Origin of the sequence: Spiroplasma endosymbiont of Eupeodes luniger (assembly GCF_964019525.1) — a bacterium.
In the GTDB taxonomy this organism is placed as follows: domain Bacteria; phylum Bacillota_I; class Bacilli_A; order Mycoplasmatales; family Nriv7; genus Nriv7.
The window spans coordinates 861,469-877,248 of the sequence record NZ_OZ026453.1 but is presented as its reverse complement, the minus strand read 5'-3'; the positions used below and the strand labels follow the sequence as shown (position 1 = coordinate 877,248).

Here is a 15,780-nt window from a genome sequence, read left to right as displayed (position 1 = left end):
TATAGTTTTAGTTATGAAAAACAAGGGGGATTTGTTAATGGCATTTAAGATGAAACATTTTGGAGATTATGTTCAAAGAAGAGATTATTCCAAGGTTTCAGGGAAATTAGAATTACCCAATTTGATTGAAGTACAAACTGATAATTATCAATGATTTATGAAAGATGGCATTCAGGAGGTTTTTGATGAAATATTTCCAATAACTGACCCTGAGGGGAAGACAACATTATCATTGTTAAGTTGAGAAGTAAAAAAACCACGACGTAGCTTAAAACAAGTACAAGAAGAATCAAAGATTTATGAAGTACCAATTTATGCTAAATTGCAATTAACTGTTATTAAAGATGATGAAAGAATTAATAGTCAAATTGCTAAAACGCCAGATCAAGCAATGTTATTATGAGTAAGAGAAGAATTTGGTTTTAAAAATCCAGTATTATCAAAACAAGATGATAATGTTTTTTATTTTGAAGATATTAATGTTGAAGATAAAATTGCTATTGAAATTATTATTAAAAAGCAAGATGAAGAAGAAATGTTAGTTGATTATACCCTTTGAAGAGCAGGTGAAGTTTTTTTAGGTGATTTTCCGTTAATGACCGATAAAGGAACTTTCATTATTAATGGTAGTGAAAAGGTTGTTGTTTCTCAATTAGTAAGGTCACCAGGAAGTTATTACAAAAAGAATATTGATCCGAAAACAGGAAAAATTATTTATTTTAATGATATTATCCCTTCGCGGGGCACATGATTAGAGTTTGAAAGTCATATTAAAAAGGTTAAAACTAAACAAAATAATTTATATAAACATATTTTTCAAGTAAAAATTGATAAGTCACGAAAAACTAATGCTACTGTTTTGTTTACAGCATTAGGTTTAAAAAAAGATGATTTATTAGCATTGTATAATGATGATCAGTTATTATTTGATACTTATGAAAGTGATTATATTAGTGGTTTAGAAAAAGACAGTTGAGAATTTGCGGTTCAAGAAATTTATAAAAAAATTCGATCAGGAGAAACAGCAACTGTTGATGGTGCTAGTAAGTTTTTTTTTGGATTATTATTTGATAAAAGAAAATATGATTTAACTAAAGCTGGCCGATTTAAATTGATTCAAAAGCTATCAATTGTTGATCGGTTATTAAATCGGATTTTGGCTGAAGATATTAAAGATGTTAAAGGTAATGTTGTTTTTAAAAAGGGATATTTAATTACTAAAAAAGATTTAGAATTGTTGCATACAATTTTAAATGCTGGGGCAATGTTGCAAGAAATTAATTTTCATCCGTATATTAAAAGTCATAATAAAATTCAAAGAGTTTTAGTTTATGCTAATAATGAAATGATTAATCCTGATGATAGTATTGCAATTTTAGGTGTTGATCCAAGTAATAAAATAGAACATATTACGATTCCAGATATTATTGCTTCTTTTTCATATTTATTAAATATTACTAAAGGTTTGGGAAATATTGATGATATTGATCATTTAGGTAATCGTCGTGTGCGAACAGTTGGTGAGTTATTACAAAATCAATTTCGGATTGGAATGGCAAGAATTGAAAAAAATGTTAAAGAAAAGATGTCAACTGCTGATAGTTCTGTTATTAAGCCATCAAATATTATTAATAATAAACCGTTAACAGCTGTTATTGGTGAGTTTTTTAACTTATCACAGTTATCACAGTTTATGGATCAAACTAATCCGTTATCAGAATTAACTAATAAAAGAAGAATTACTGCTTTAGGTCCGGGGGGATTATCTCGTGAACGAGCTGGTTTAGAAGTTCGTGATGTGCATTACTCGCATTATGGCAGAATTTGTCCGATTGAAACTCCTGAAGGACCAAATATTGGTTTAATTAATAATTTATCAACTTATGCTCATATTAATAAATATGGTTTTATTGAAACGCCATATCGGAAAGTAAATAATGCTATTGTATCTGAAATTAGTCATTATTTAACGGCAGATCAAGAAAAAAATTATGTTATTAGTCAAGCAAATATTGCAATTGATGATCAAGGAAAGATTATTGAAAAGCAAGTTGCTGCTCGTTTTAATGGTGAAAATATTATTGCTACTAGCAATGAAGTTGATTATATTGATGTTTCACCACGACAAATTGTTTCCATTGCGACATCTTGTATTCCTTTTTTAGAAAATGATGATGCTAACCGTGCTTTGATGGGTGCTAATATGCAACGCCAAGCAATCCCTTTAATTAAAGCACAATCACCGTTAGTAGGTACGGGTGTGGAGTATGCTGCTGCTAGAGATTCAGGATTAGCAATTATTTCTTTAGATGATGGAATTGTTGATTATGTTGATAGTAAAAAAATTACTGTTAAACATAAAGACCGAGTTAAAGTGTATGAATTAAATAGTTTTGATCGTAGTAATAGTGGTACGGCTTTAATTCATTCACCATTGATAAAACCAGGTGATACTGTTAGCAAAGGTCAAATTTTAGCTGATGGTGCTTCAATGGAAAAAGGTGAATTAGCGTTAGGTCAAAATGTTATGGTGGCATTTACAACTTGAAATGGTTATAACTATGAAGATGCGATTATTATTAGTGAACGCTTAGTATATGATGATGTTTTTACATCAATTCATATTGAAGAATATACTATTGAACGCCGACAAACAAAACAAGGTGAAGAAGAAATAACTCGTGAAATTCCCAATATTCCAGATAGTATGCGTCGTTATTTAGATATTGATGGGATTGTAATGGTTGGTGCGGAAGTTAAAGAAGGCGACATTCTTGTTGGGAAAGTAACTCCTAAAGGACAAACCCAATTGTCAGCAGAAGATAAATTATTGCAAGCTATTTTTGGTGAAAAATCTCGTAATGTTAAAGATAATTCTTTAATTGTTCCGAATGGCGGTGCGGGAATTATTCAAGCTGTGAAAAGATTTTCTCGTAAAGATGGACATGATTTACCAGTTTCGGTATTAGAAATTGTTAAAATCTATGTTGTTCAAAAACGAAAAATTCAAGAAGGTGATAAAATGGCGGGAAGACACGGTAATAAGGGTGTTATTTCTAAAGTTTTACCAATTGAAGATATGCCTCATCTTGTTGATGGTACGCCAATAGATATTATGTTAAACCCTTTAGGAGTTCCTTCGCGAATGAATATTGGTCAAGTACTAGAATTACATTTGGGAATGGCTGCTAAAAAGTTAGGGTTAAAAGTAGCTACCCCAGTTTTTGAAGGCGTAAGTAATAAAGAATTAATTGCCATTATGACAGAAGCCAAGATGGATAATTTTGGAAAAGAAACTTTAATTGATGGTCAAACAGGTGAAACATTTGGTAATAAAATATCTGTTGGTGTAATGTATATGTTAAAACTATCACATATGGTGGAAGATAAAATTCATGCTCGTAATGTTGGGCCATATTCTTTAATCACTCAACAACCATTAGGTGGAAAAGCACAAAATGGTGGCCAAAGATTTGGGGAAATGGAAGTATGAGCTTTGGAAGCTTATGGGGCTGCTCATACTTTAAGAGAAATATTAACAATTAAATCTGATGATATTATTGGAAGAACGAAGTTATATACTAAAATTGCTAAAAGTGAAAAATTGCCATTGTCAGGAATTCCTGAGTCATTTAATGTTTTAATTAAAGAATTACAAGGTTTATCAATCAATGTTGTTTTAAAAACTAAAGATGGTAAAGAACATAAGATGTTAAATTATGAAGAAGATGAAGAAAGTAAATTCTAGAGAGGAATAAATGATAAATGTTTAATGATCACAAAAACTTTAAAGAAATTAAAATTAGTTTAGCTTCTTCAGAAGATATTCGTTCTTGGTCGTACGGTGAAGTAACAAAACCAGAAACTATTAATTATAAATCATTAAAACCAGAAAAGGATGGTCTTTTTGATCAGCGAATTTTTGGGCCGATTAAAAACTATGAATGTGAATGTGGAAAATATAAAAAAGAAAATAATCGTGGTAAAATCTGTGAACGCTGTGGGGTACAATTAACAGAATCAATTGTTAGAAGAAAAAGAATGGGACATATTGAATTAGAAGATCCCGTATCACACATTTGAATGTTAAAAGCATCACCTTCCCAAATTGCTTTGGCATTAAATATGCGTACTAAGGATTTAGAGGAAGTGATTTATTTTGTTTCTTATATTGTTTTAGATGCTGGTGATGCTAAAAATTTAAGGGATAAAATGGTTTTAGATTTGGGTAATGCTAAAACTTCACAAGAAACTCGTGAACGATTAATTAAAACTTTAGAAAATATTAAAAAAGATTTAACTGTGGAATCATTTGCTTTTGAAAGAGCACAAGGAATGATTGAAGATTTAAAAACTACTAATATTCCTTTTTCAATGGATGAATGTGCTCAATTTATTAATAAATATACTAATGCTAAATTTGGTATTGGTGCTGAGGCAATTGAACATTTACTTAAAAATTTAGATTTAAAAGAAGAAATTAAGAAAATTAAAAGAAAAATTCAAGGTAAAAAATCGCAAACGGATAAATTAAAATTAATGCGTTCTTTAAAAACTTTAAATGATTTTTTGCGTTCAGGAAATAAGCCTGAGTGAATGATTTTACATGCTATTCCAGTGTTACCACCAGATATTAGACCAATTATTCAATTAGATGGGGGCAGATTTACAGCATCAGAATTGAATGATTTATATCGTAAGATTATTATTAGAAATGAACGATTAAAACGCGTTAAACAAATGGGAGCTCCTTCAATTATTATTAATAATGAAAAAAGGATGTTACAAGAAGCCGTTGATGCCTTAATTGATAATGATCGTAAAGCGCGTCCTGTAACCGGAAGAGATAAGCGACCGTTAAAATCATTAACAGCAATTTTAAAAGGAAAACAAGGGCGTTTTCGTCAAAACTTGTTAGGAAAACGAGTTGATTATTCTGGGAGAAGTGTTATTGCTGTTGGTCCAGAATTAAAAATGTATCAGTGTGGTTTACCACGCGATATGGCAATTGTTCTTTTTAAACCATTTATTATTGCTGAATTATTAAGAGATGCTAAAGAAAGTAATAGTAATTTAACTTATAAGATGGCAGAAAAGATGATTGATCAACGCGATGAACGCGTATGAGATTTTTTAGAAGTAGTTATTAAAGAACGGCCAGTATTATTAAATCGGGCACCAACACTGCATCGTTTAGGAATTCAAGCTTTTGAACCGAAGTTAGTAAAAGGGAAAGCAATTCGTTTGCATCCATTAGTAACACCAGCATTTAATGCTGATTTTGATGGTGACCAAATGGCAGTTCATGTGCCGATAACACCAGAAGCTGTTGCTGAAGCGCGATATTTAATGTTAGGTTCAAAAAATATTTTAGGACCGAAAGATGGAAAACCAATTGTAACGCCAACTCAGGATATGGTTTTAGGAAATTACTATTTAACTTTTGAAAGTAAAGGTAAAATTGGTGAAGGAAATATTTATCGGAATTTTGATGATGCTGTTTTAGCTTATGATAATAAACAACTACATTTACATGCGATAATTGCTATTCCGGTTAATGCTATGGATGATAAGATTAAGGTTAATGATAGTAAAAATAAGGTATTAATAACAACGGTTGGAAAATTAATTTTTAATAAAATTTTTCCTGTTGATTTTCCTTATTTTAATGAACCAACAGCAGAAAATCTTGATTATTTAGATGGCCGTCATATTATTTTAATTACTGAAGATATCCGAAAATTTATTGCATCACGAGAAGCAATTTCTCCATTTAAGAAAAGTAGTTTATCAAATATTATTACTAAGTTTTTTAAGAAATATGGAACGCAAAAAACTGCTGAAATGTTGGATAATATGAAAAATTTAGGATTTAAATTTTCAACAATTTCTGGTATTACGATTTCGGCACAAGATATGCAAGCATATGAAGGTAAAAAAGAATACTTTATTGAAGCTGATAAATATATTGCTGAAGTTCAAGAATTTTATCGTTTAGGAATGATAACTGAACGCGAAAAACATAAATTAATTGTTGAAAAATGATCGGATGTTAAAGATTTAATTCAAAAGAAGTTAGAAATAGTGTTAAAGCAAGATATTAATAATCCGATTACGATTATGACTGATTCGGGTGCGCGGAGTAATCTTTCTAACTTTACACAGTTAGTAGGGATGCGAGGATTAATGAATAATCCTAAGGGAGAAGTTATTGAATTGCCGATTCGTTCTTCTTTTATACAAGGAATAACGGTTCTTGAGTTCTATATAACTACGCATGGAGCGAGAAAAGGAATGGCTGATATGGCTTTAAAAACAGCTGATTCTGGTTATTTAACAAGAAGATTAGTAGATGTTGCTCAAGAAATTATTATTGTGATAGAAGATTGTCAAACAGAAAAAGGATTCTTAATTAAAGATATTGTTGATACTAAAAATTATATTATTATTGTGCCCTTACAAGATCGTGCTTTTGGAAGATTTACAAAATCAGCGATAATTAACAAAAATGGTAAGGAAATTGTTCCTGCTAATACTTTAATTACTGAAGATATTAATAATAAAATTGCCAAAAATAATATTACGGAATTTGAAATTCGTTCCGTTTTAACTTGTGATGCTTCTAAAGGAGTATGTAAAAAATGTTATGGACTTAATTTAGCAACGGGTGCAATTGTTGATATTGGTGAAACTGTTGGGATTGTCGCAGCTCAATCAATTGGTGAACCAGGGACACAATTAACAATGCGTACTTTCCATACAGGTGGGGTTGCTGGTGGTTTAGATATTACTCAGGGGTTACCAAGAATTAAAGAGTTATTAGATAATACGATTCCTAAGGGAGCAGTTGCCATTATTTCTGAGATTGATGGTACCATTCAAGAAATAAATGAAGAAAATGGTATTAATATTATTACTGTTGTATCTGAACATAATGAAAGAAAATATAAAACTCCTTATAACTCCAATATTCGTGTTAAAGTTGGTTCTCTAGTTAAAGCTGGTCAAAAATTAACTGAAGGGGCAATTAATGTTAAACATTTATTAGAAATTGCTGGGATTAAAGAAGTTCAAGAATATATTTTAAAAGAAGTTCAAAAAGTGTATCGTTTGCAAGGAATTGAAATTTCTGATAAATATATTGAAATTATTATTAAACAAATGTTAAATAAAATTCAAATTATTGATGGTGGCGATAGTGATTTATTAGTTGGGGAAACAGTTACGATTAAAGAATTTAAAGATATTGTTGGTAAGTTATTATCAGAAGATCGTCGTCCGCCTTATGGATTTCCAATTATGTTTGGTATTAAAAAAGTACCATTGGAATCGAATTCTTTCTTATCGGCAGCATCATTTCAAGATACTACACGCGTATTAACAAAAGCAATTATTAAAGGTAAAATTGATACTTTAGAAGGATTAAAAGAAAATGTTATTTTAGGTAATTTAATTCCTGCGGGAACAGGATTATTAGATTCCGAAGATATCATTGCTAGAGGAAAAAATGCTTATGAAGAGGAATATTAAAATTTAAATTATTAGATATTTTTTAAATATAAAAGAAACGCCATTATTGTAAAGATAATGGCGTTTTTGTTTTATTCAATTTTAGTAACTAATTGTTCGTAAGTTAAGGATTGTGGTTTTATTGATAATTCTTTATTTTTAGGTAAATATCCAGCAGCGAGAACAACGGCAACATTGTATTCGTTGGGAGCGATATATTTATTTGTTTCTAAATAATTAATGATGTCAGCACCATCAAACGCTTCCATTGGACTAGTACCAATGCCTTTAGCAAAAGCACAAAGAATAATGTTTTCTAATAAAATATATGCTTGTCGTTTAGCTCATTCTTCTGGGTCATTAATATATTTTTTTAAATAATTTATTAAGTTATTTTGTAATTGTTCAAATTTTTCATCAGAATTCTGATAACGCGTTTGATATCTTAAACGAAGAAAGGCACTATTTTTTGTAAAGGCATTTTTTTTATTAGTTAAAATTAAAAATAGATGTGAAGCATTAAGGACTTGTTTTTGTTTTCATATTAAAGGATGTAATTCTTGCTTTACTTTGTTATTACTAACAACAATAAGATGTCATGGTTCTGATCCGAATGCTGATGGTGAATGGCGGGCTGCTTCTAAGATTTCATTAATATCTTGTTCATTAATTTTTTGGGGATCATATTCTCGTCAAGAATGACGCGCTAAGAGAATTTCTTTTAGGATATCAAATTTATTCATAAGTTTACCTACTTTCTTGTAGTTATAATTATAAAACATTTTTTTAGGAAGAGATAAATAAAGTTAAAATTTAACTAATAATAAAATTAATGAAGTTGTTGTTACTTTTAAAATAAATTAATATTTGTTCAAAATAATTAATTTCTTTCTTTCATACTATATAATTAAATAAAAGGATATTGGAAGGAGGGAATTATAAATATGAAAGATAAAATTGCTATTGGATGTGATCACGCTGGATATGTATTAAAAACTGCTCTTATTGAATATTTAAAAAATAATGAATATGAGGTTATTGATTTAGGAACTAATAGTGAAGAAGAACAAGTGGATTATCCTGATTATGCCAAATTGGTTGGTAAAGAAGTAGGAAATGGTAATGCTAAGTATGGAATTTTAATTTGTGGCACAGGTATTGGAATAAGTATTAGTGCTAATCGCATGCCGAAAATTAGAGCGGCATTATGTTATGAAACAAAGTTAGCTGCCTTAGCTCGCGAACATAATGATGCTAATATTTTAGTTTTAGGAGGAAGAATTATTGCGCCTCAAAAAGCGATTTGAATTTTAGAAGAATTTTTAAATACTAAATTTTCAAACCGTCATCAACAACGAGTTGAAAAAATTGAATTAGGAGATATTAAAGATGTTTAAAGATGATACGCAAATAAATGATATTAGTTTAGAAGGAAAGGATATTGATTCATTAATAACTGATATTGATTCAGAAATACAAAATATTAATCGCAAAACAAATGATATTGATCCCGAACTAAAAGCAGTTGTTAAAGAAGAACTTATTAGACAACAACGCCATGTGGAATTAATTGCTTCGGAAAATTATGTTTCGCTTCCTGTATTAAGATTAGCAGGTTCAATATTAACTAATAAATATGCTGAAGGATATCCGGGAAGAAGATATTATGGTGGTTGTGAATTTGTTGATAAAAGTGAAAATTTAGCGATTGAAAGATTAAAGACTTTATTTAATGCTGAGCATGCTAATGTGCAACCGCATTCTGGTAGTCAAGCTAATGCTGCTGCATATCAAGCGATTTTAAAGCCGAATGATATTGTTTTGGCAATGAGTTTAGATGCAGGGGGTCATTTAACCCATGGACATAAATTGAATTTCTCAGGAATTGTTTATCAATTTCATGGTTATGGTGTTGATGAAAAGAGTCAACAATTAGATTATGAAGCAATTAGACAACAAACATTAGAACTTAAACCAAAATTAATTGTTGCGGGAGCCAGTGCATATTCAAGAACAATTGATTTTACTAAGTTTCGTGAAATTGCTGATGAAGTTGGAGCATTGTTAATGGTTGATATGGCTCATATTGCTGGTTTAATTGCTGCTGGATTACATCCAAATCCTGTAGTAGTAGCAGATATTGTAACAACAACAACACATAAAACATTACGCGGTCCAAGAAGCGGTGCAATTTTATGTAAAAAAGAATTAGCAAAAGCAATTGATCGGGCAGTATTCCCAGGTCAACAAGGGGGTCCTTTAGAACATATTATTGCTGCTAAAGCACAAGCATTTTATGAAGCGGCAACACCAGAATTTAAAGCATATCAACAGCAAATTATGGCTAATTGTAAAGTTTTAGAAAATATGTTTAGAAAACATGATGTTAAATTGATTAGTGGTGGTACTGATAATCATTTAATGATTATTGATGTAAAAACATCATTTAATCGTACGGGGCAGGAATGTGAAAATATTTTGCATCAAATTGATGTTATTTGTAATAAAAATATGATTCCATTTGATAAAGAAAAACCAATGACTACTAGTGGCATTCGGATTGGAACAGCAGCGATGACCACTAGGGGTTGAAAAGAAAAGGAATTTGAACAATTAGCAAATATAATTATTAGTGTTCTTAAAGAAAATGGTAATACTGAAGAGAATATTGCTAAGCATAAACACCAAATTGGTATTTTATTAAAAGATTTTCCAATATATGAAAATTACCAATTATAATTTTAATTTATAATATTTAGTAATTTAAGAGGTGGTATGTATTTTTAGGGAATTTTTACTATTGTATTCAACAACTCTGTTAAGTGTTTCTAGTGTTGCTAGCATTATGATGTTAAACCAATCTTTGCAAGCAATTAATACTGATTTTAGTTGACGAGTTACTAATCGGAGTAAAAGTAATAATGGCTATTTACAAATTGAAGAAAGTTTTGTATTGCAAAATTGGCATAATTATTCACAATCACTACTTGAATTTAGTAATGATTACCCGCTAATTTCTTTTGGTAAAAGTTCATATATTAAGTTATGAACTTTTAATAATCAAAAAATTGTTCCGGCAATAGATTTACAGTGGCCAACTTCATTATGAGTTAAAACAACAAAAAATGAACCTAATAAAGTACATAATAGACTTCTTGCATAACCTATTAAAAAAATTACAAATATTTGTAAAAAGACAGTAATAGAAAAATATAATTTTAATTAATTATGTCTTTTATCTAAAAAATTAATATTTTGCCACAACAAAAAATGAATTTATTATTTAAATTCTTTAATTTTAAATAAATCTTTTATGTTAAATTAATAATTGCAAATTATAAATTGAGGCAATTAAATTAAATCTTAAACCAAATCTTTTTCTACGATTACGATATTTTTCTGTCATAATTTTAAATTTTTTAAGAATAGCAAAAATATTTTCAATAATAATTCTCATTTTTGAAACTAGTCTATTATGTTGTTTTTGTGCTTTATTTAAATGGTTTTTCTTTGTTTTCTTTGTAGGTATTAGAACATTATTGTGAATTTTTTGTATTCCTTGATAACCACTATCAACTATTAATTTGGTATTTTTTAAAATTGGGATTTTTGATTCTTTAAATAAAGCATAATCATGTTTTTTCCCAAGTGAAAAACTTGTTGCAATAATTTTTCTGGTTTCTTGTTCGATAATTACTTGTGTTTTAATGGTGTGTTTTTTCTTTTTACCAGAATAAGATTGTTTTTGTCTTTTTTTGGGCGTTGGATTGGAGTTTCGGTAGCATCAATAATAATAGTTTTATCATTAAAATAATCATTTATTAGTGCTTTTTTACCAGCAAGTTGTTGAAAATCAGAGTTTTTAATTAAAATATCTTCAATTCACTTGATATTGCGATAACAATTAGCTTCACTAATTCCGAAATTTTTACCAAGATGAAAATAAGTCTGATATTCTCGTCAATATGATAAAGTCATCAATAATCTATTTTCTAGTGATAATTTATTAGTTTTACCACCTTTTTTAAATTTTTCTATTTCAGCTACTTGTAAAATATCTAACATTTTATTAAAAGTGGATTTTTTTATTCCTGTTAATCTTAACCATTCTTTATCATTAAGAGTATTAAATTTATTATTGTTCATATTTTGATATCCTCATAAATTATATTTTATAAGAATATTTTAATAAAAAAGGTATCGCAAGAAGTCTATTGAAAAATTAATTAGGAGTAGAAAACTAATGAAACAAAATAAATATGATGATCCAATTTTTTTTGATAAATATAAAAAAATGGCAAGAAGTATTGATGGTTTGAAAGCAGCTGGTGAGTGACATATATTTCAAAAGTTGTTACCAAATTTAAATAATAAACGCGTTTTAGATTTAGGATGTGGGTTTGGTTGACATTGTCAATATGCTGTTGAGCAAGGGGTATCATCAGTAGTAGAAATTGATATCTCAGAAAAAATGCTAAATATAGCAAGAGAAATGACGGCAAGTGAAATTCAATATTTGCAAATGCCAATTGAAAATATTAGTTTTCTTGCAAATTCATTTGATGTTGTTATTAGTTCGTTAACATTTCATTATATTGCGTCTTTTAGTAATATTTGTGCTAAGGTTTATGAATGTTTAGCAAATGGTGGTGCTTTTGTTTTTTCTGTTGAGCATCCGATATTTACTGCTAATTCCAATCAACAATGATGTGTTGATAATAACGCTAAGCGGTTACATTGACCAATTGATAATTATTTTGATGAGGATATCCGAAAAACTAATTTCTTGGAAGTGGAAGTTTTGAAATATCATCGGACACTTACTACTTATATTAATACTTTAATTGAATGTGGTTTTAAAATAATAAGTGTTATTGAACCACAGCCTAATGATGAATTATTAAAAACTGTTCCTTTAATGCAAGATGAATTGCGAAGACCAATGATGTTAATAATTTCTGTTAGTAAGTAATTTTTTTGTAATCATTATTATTTTTTATTACTAAAAATATAAGAAAGTAGTATAATTCTTAATAGGAGTAAAACAATATGGCACTATTTATTATTAAACATCCTTTAATTGATGATAAGTTAACAAGGTTACGAAAAAAAGATACCAATAGTAAGATTTTTAAAGAAAATGTTAATGAAATTACGCGATTAATGGCTTATGAAGTTTTTCAGGATTTAAATTTACAAGAAATTTCAATTGAAACACCAATGGTGGCGACTACTGGTAAAAAAATTGCTCAAGATATTATTCTTGTTCCGGTTTTAAGGGCGGGTTTAGGAATGGTTGATGGAATCTTAGGATTGGTTCCTAATGCTAAAATTGGTCATATTGGTATTTATCGTGATGAAAAGTCTTTGCAACCTAAGAAGTATTTAGAAAAAAAACCTAATAATGTGAAAAATAGTTATACAGTAATTTTAGATCCAATGTTAGCAACGGGTGGCACGGCAATAGCTGCAATTGATATTGTTAAACAATGGAAAGTATCACATAATATAAAGTTTATTTGTTTATTAGCTGCCCCAGAAGGAATTGCAAAACTGGAAAAAGCTCATCCTGATATTAATATTTATACAGCAGCAGTTGATGAGAAGCTTAATAAAAATGATTATATTGTTCCGGGTCTTGGTGATGCGGGAGATCGCTATTTTGATACACAGTAGATAGTTATAATGAAAAATATTAATTGGAAATATGAAAAACAAATAATGATTGTTTTTGGGTTGTTAATTTTTATTGGACTATTAGTAACAACAATTTTTACTATAATTAATTATTTGTCTTGAAATTTGATTACTGGTTTTGTTACAACAAGTATTTTTAGTTTATTAAATTATTTGTTATTAATTTTTTTAACTTCGTATACGATCCAAAGCGGTCAATCAATTAATAAATTAGGAATAAAGCTACTTTTTTTATTGCGAGTATTATTATATTTAATTCCTATTTTGATTATTATGCTATTTAATGAATATTTTAATATTTTTAGTAGTATTTTTGGTTTAATACTTGCTTTTCTTGCAACTTTAATTGTTAATATGTATAATGCTTTGATAGAAAAGAGGAACTTGAAGTATGAATCTTAAGATGTATGCAAGTTTTGAATTGTGAGATCCGTGAAAACTTGTTCCGCAAATAACAACGATTATTTTAACAACTTTAATAATTATTATGATTACTTTAATATACTTTTTTAAAGTAAAAAAACTTGATCCTAAAGATGAACCACGAGGATTAGTATTAATTGTGGAACTTTGTGTTAAAAGTGTTGAAAATTTAGTTATTAGTATTTTAGGACCAAGTTTTAAATGATTAACATTATATTTTTTATATTTGTTGTCATATATTATTGTTGGTAATTTGTTATCAATTGTTGGGTTTGAATCGCAGATGACATCATATACAACAACATTTGCGATGGGATTAGTAACATTTGTGGGGATTTATATTTTTGGCATTAAATTTCAAAGATTAGCTTTTTTTAAACGATATTTAAATCCATTAGAATTGTTAACGCAATTTGTGCCATTAGTTTCCATTTCATTTCGACTTTTTGGAAATATTTTAGGTGGCAGTATTATTATGGCGTTGTTGTATCAATTTAGTGATTTAATTTCCCGACAAGTCCCAATTATTGGTCAAGTGAATTTTTTAGCAGGATTTTTAGCACCATTTTTTCATTTTTACTTTGATATCTTTTTTGGTATTATTCAAGCGGTTATTTTTTCAATTTTAACATTAGTTTATTGAAAATTAGAAATTGGTGATGAAAAACCGGTTAGTAAAGAAGGTGCTATTAATACGCGTGAAGCTGATGGATAATTGTTTCATTTATTTCACAAAATATTTAATATAATATCTAGAAGGAGGATAAATAGATGATGAGTGTGGAAATAATAAATAGTATTAATACTGTTGGAGCAATTTTGGCTAGTGGTGATGCTTCATGAGGCAAATTTATTGGAGCAGGGATTGCTGTTTTAGGTTGTTTTGGTGCTGGGATTGGTCAAGGTTATGCTGCTGGTAAAGCTGCTGAGGCAGTAGGAAGAAATCCAGAAGCTAATGGTAAGATTAGAACAATGTTAATTATTGGTTGTGCCATTGCAGAAACTGGTGCTATTTATAGTCTTGTTATTGCTTTAATTTTAATATTTGTTGCGTAAGGAATAAGATTAGATGTTGTTAAATTATTTAGCAATTTTTTATAAAATTGAACAAGAAAATATTATTAATCAATTATTTCCTAATGTATGAGTGTTCATTGCTCATATTTTGGCAACTGTTGTTTTATTGGTTGTTTTAGGTTTTTTTCTTTATAAACCTTTTAAACAATTAATGCGAAAGCGAAGAAATATTATTAAAGATTTAATTGATGATGCAATTAGGAAACAAACACAAGCAACAAAGTATGAAACAGAAGCTAATTCGTTATTAAAGGATTCCAAAATGCAATCACAACAAATTATTGATGATGCTAAAGTGGAAGCTTTAACGCAAAGACAAGAAATTATTAATCAAGCGAGCATTGAGGCGAAATTAATTGATGAACAGTCGCAAAGAGATATTTTAAAAGAGCGGATTAAAGCGGAAGAAAACATTCGTCAAGAGATTATTGATGTTGCTTTTAATATGGCACAAAATATTTTGGAAAAAGAGATTGATAGTGAACAAAATGAAGTTTTGATTGATGATTTTATTAAACAATTAGATTAGGAGTTAGTTTAATGATTCAAAATTGAGCATTAGCACTACTAAAGCTAGGACAAGAAGAAAAAAAACTTGATATTATGTTAAGGCAATCAATTCATTTAATTAAATTGTTTTTTGAGTATCCACGAATTATTGATATTTTGTCAACACATAATTTAGAAAAACAAAAACAAAAAAAGATTATTGATAAAATTTTTAAAGATAAAGCTAATGATATTTTTGTTAATTTTTTTAAATTATTAATTGATCGCAATAATTTTCGGCAAGTAATATTAATTCTTAAAGTATTTCGTAATCTGTGCAATGAAAGAGCGAATGTTTTTTATGGAATTGTTTTTTCAACAATAAAATTACAACAAGAAGTTATTCATAAAATTGAGAAAAAAATTGCAAAAATTTTACAACAAAAAGTGGAATTAGTTAATAAAATTGATCTTAGTTTAATTGCGGGTATAAAAGTAAAAGTTCAAGATCAAATTTTTGATGGTTCAATAAAAGGGCGATTATTAGCAATGAAACGAAATATTGAAAATAAGTAAGGCAGGTGA

14 protein-coding genes and 1 pseudogene are annotated in these 15,780 nt (G+C 28.6%); 12 read left to right on the top strand and 3 right to left on the bottom strand.

Features of this window, described 5'->3' with window-relative positions; genetic code table 4:
* Positions 1 to 37 precede the first annotated feature (37 nt).
* Positions 38 to 3,733: pseudogene (locus AACK86_RS05065) on the top strand (DNA-directed RNA polymerase subunit beta); the annotation flags it as partial.
* Positions 3,734 to 3,765: 32 nt separating this feature from the next.
* Positions 3,766 to 7,530, top strand: a complete 3,765-nt coding sequence (rpoC, locus tag AACK86_RS05060) for a DNA-directed RNA polymerase subunit beta' (protein WP_338981730.1) — start codon at positions 3,766 to 3,768, stop codon at positions 7,528 to 7,530.
* A gap of 71 nt (positions 7,531 to 7,601) precedes the next feature.
* Here the strand turns inward: rpoC and AACK86_RS05055 are convergent, their stop codons facing one another.
* Entirely contained in the window at positions 7,602 to 8,252 is a 651-nt protein-coding gene (locus tag AACK86_RS05055; protein ID WP_338981728.1) for a nitroreductase family protein, read from the bottom strand.
* 201 nt (positions 8,253 to 8,453) lie between these two features.
* Between AACK86_RS05055 and rpiB the strand changes: the two genes are divergently transcribed.
* The 3 genes from rpiB to AACK86_RS05040 all read left to right on the top strand — a co-directional run bounded on the left by rpiB (position 8,454) and on the right by AACK86_RS05040 (position 10,672).
* Positions 8,454 to 8,906, top strand: a complete 453-nt coding sequence (gene rpiB, locus AACK86_RS05050; protein ID WP_215826141.1) for a ribose 5-phosphate isomerase B — start codon at positions 8,454 to 8,456, stop codon at positions 8,904 to 8,906.
* The gene (glyA, locus tag AACK86_RS05045) at positions 8,899 to 10,248 is read left to right on the top strand and encodes a serine hydroxymethyltransferase (RefSeq protein ID WP_338981727.1); all 1,350 of its coding nucleotides are present in this window, start codon (positions 8,899 to 8,901) and stop codon (positions 10,246 to 10,248) included. Before rpiB ends, glyA begins: the two co-directional genes overlap by 8 nt.
* Before the next feature lie 61 nt (positions 10,249 to 10,309).
* Complete coding sequence (locus AACK86_RS05040; RefSeq protein WP_338981726.1) at positions 10,310 to 10,672, top strand: hypothetical protein; 363 nt, start codon at positions 10,310 to 10,312, stop codon at positions 10,670 to 10,672.
* A gap of 153 nt (positions 10,673 to 10,825) precedes the next feature.
* Here the strand turns inward: AACK86_RS05040 and AACK86_RS07920 are convergent, their stop codons facing one another.
* Entirely contained in the window at positions 10,826 to 11,218 is a 393-nt protein-coding gene (locus AACK86_RS07920) for a transposase family protein (protein WP_422398306.1), read from the bottom strand.
* Positions 11,203 to 11,655, bottom strand: a complete 453-nt coding sequence (locus AACK86_RS07915) for a transposase family protein (RefSeq protein WP_338982632.1) — start codon at positions 11,653 to 11,655, stop codon at positions 11,203 to 11,205. Before AACK86_RS07915 ends, AACK86_RS07920 begins: the two co-directional genes overlap by 16 nt.
* Positions 11,656 to 11,752: 97 nt before the next feature.
* Here AACK86_RS07915 and AACK86_RS05030 point away from each other — a divergent pair, with 97 nt between their 5' ends.
* The 7 genes from AACK86_RS05030 to AACK86_RS05000 all read left to right on the top strand — a co-directional run bounded on the left by AACK86_RS05030 (position 11,753) and on the right by AACK86_RS05000 (position 15,771).
* The gene (locus AACK86_RS05030) at positions 11,753 to 12,481 is read left to right on the top strand and encodes a class I SAM-dependent methyltransferase (protein WP_338981725.1); all 729 of its coding nucleotides are present in this window, start codon (positions 11,753 to 11,755) and stop codon (positions 12,479 to 12,481) included.
* A 77-nt stretch (positions 12,482 to 12,558) separates the two neighbouring features.
* The gene (upp, locus tag AACK86_RS05025) at positions 12,559 to 13,185 is read left to right on the top strand and encodes a uracil phosphoribosyltransferase (protein ID WP_338981724.1); all 627 of its coding nucleotides are present in this window, start codon (positions 12,559 to 12,561) and stop codon (positions 13,183 to 13,185) included.
* A 9-nt stretch (positions 13,186 to 13,194) separates the two neighbouring features.
* Positions 13,195 to 13,608, top strand: a complete 414-nt coding sequence (locus tag AACK86_RS05020; protein ID WP_338981723.1) for an MG406 family protein — start codon at positions 13,195 to 13,197, stop codon at positions 13,606 to 13,608.
* Entirely contained in the window at positions 13,598 to 14,344 is a 747-nt protein-coding gene (locus AACK86_RS05015; RefSeq protein WP_338981722.1) for a F0F1 ATP synthase subunit A, read from the top strand. The genes AACK86_RS05020 and AACK86_RS05015 overlap by 11 nt, the downstream gene beginning before the upstream one ends.
* Positions 14,345 to 14,400: 56 nt before the next feature.
* Entirely contained in the window at positions 14,401 to 14,685 is a 285-nt protein-coding gene (atpE, locus tag AACK86_RS05010) for an ATP synthase F0 subunit C (protein WP_338981721.1), read from the top strand.
* Positions 14,686 to 14,698: 13 nt separating this feature from the next.
* Positions 14,699 to 15,235: a F0F1 ATP synthase subunit B gene (atpF, locus tag AACK86_RS05005; protein WP_338981720.1), complete on the top strand. Its 537-nt coding sequence runs from the start codon at positions 14,699 to 14,701 to the stop codon at positions 15,233 to 15,235.
* Between the two features lie 11 nt (positions 15,236 to 15,246).
* Positions 15,247 to 15,771, top strand: coding sequence for a F0F1 ATP synthase subunit delta (locus AACK86_RS05000; protein ID WP_338981719.1), 525 nt, complete (start codon positions 15,247 to 15,249; stop codon positions 15,769 to 15,771).
* Positions 15,772 to 15,780: the final 9 nt, after the last annotated feature.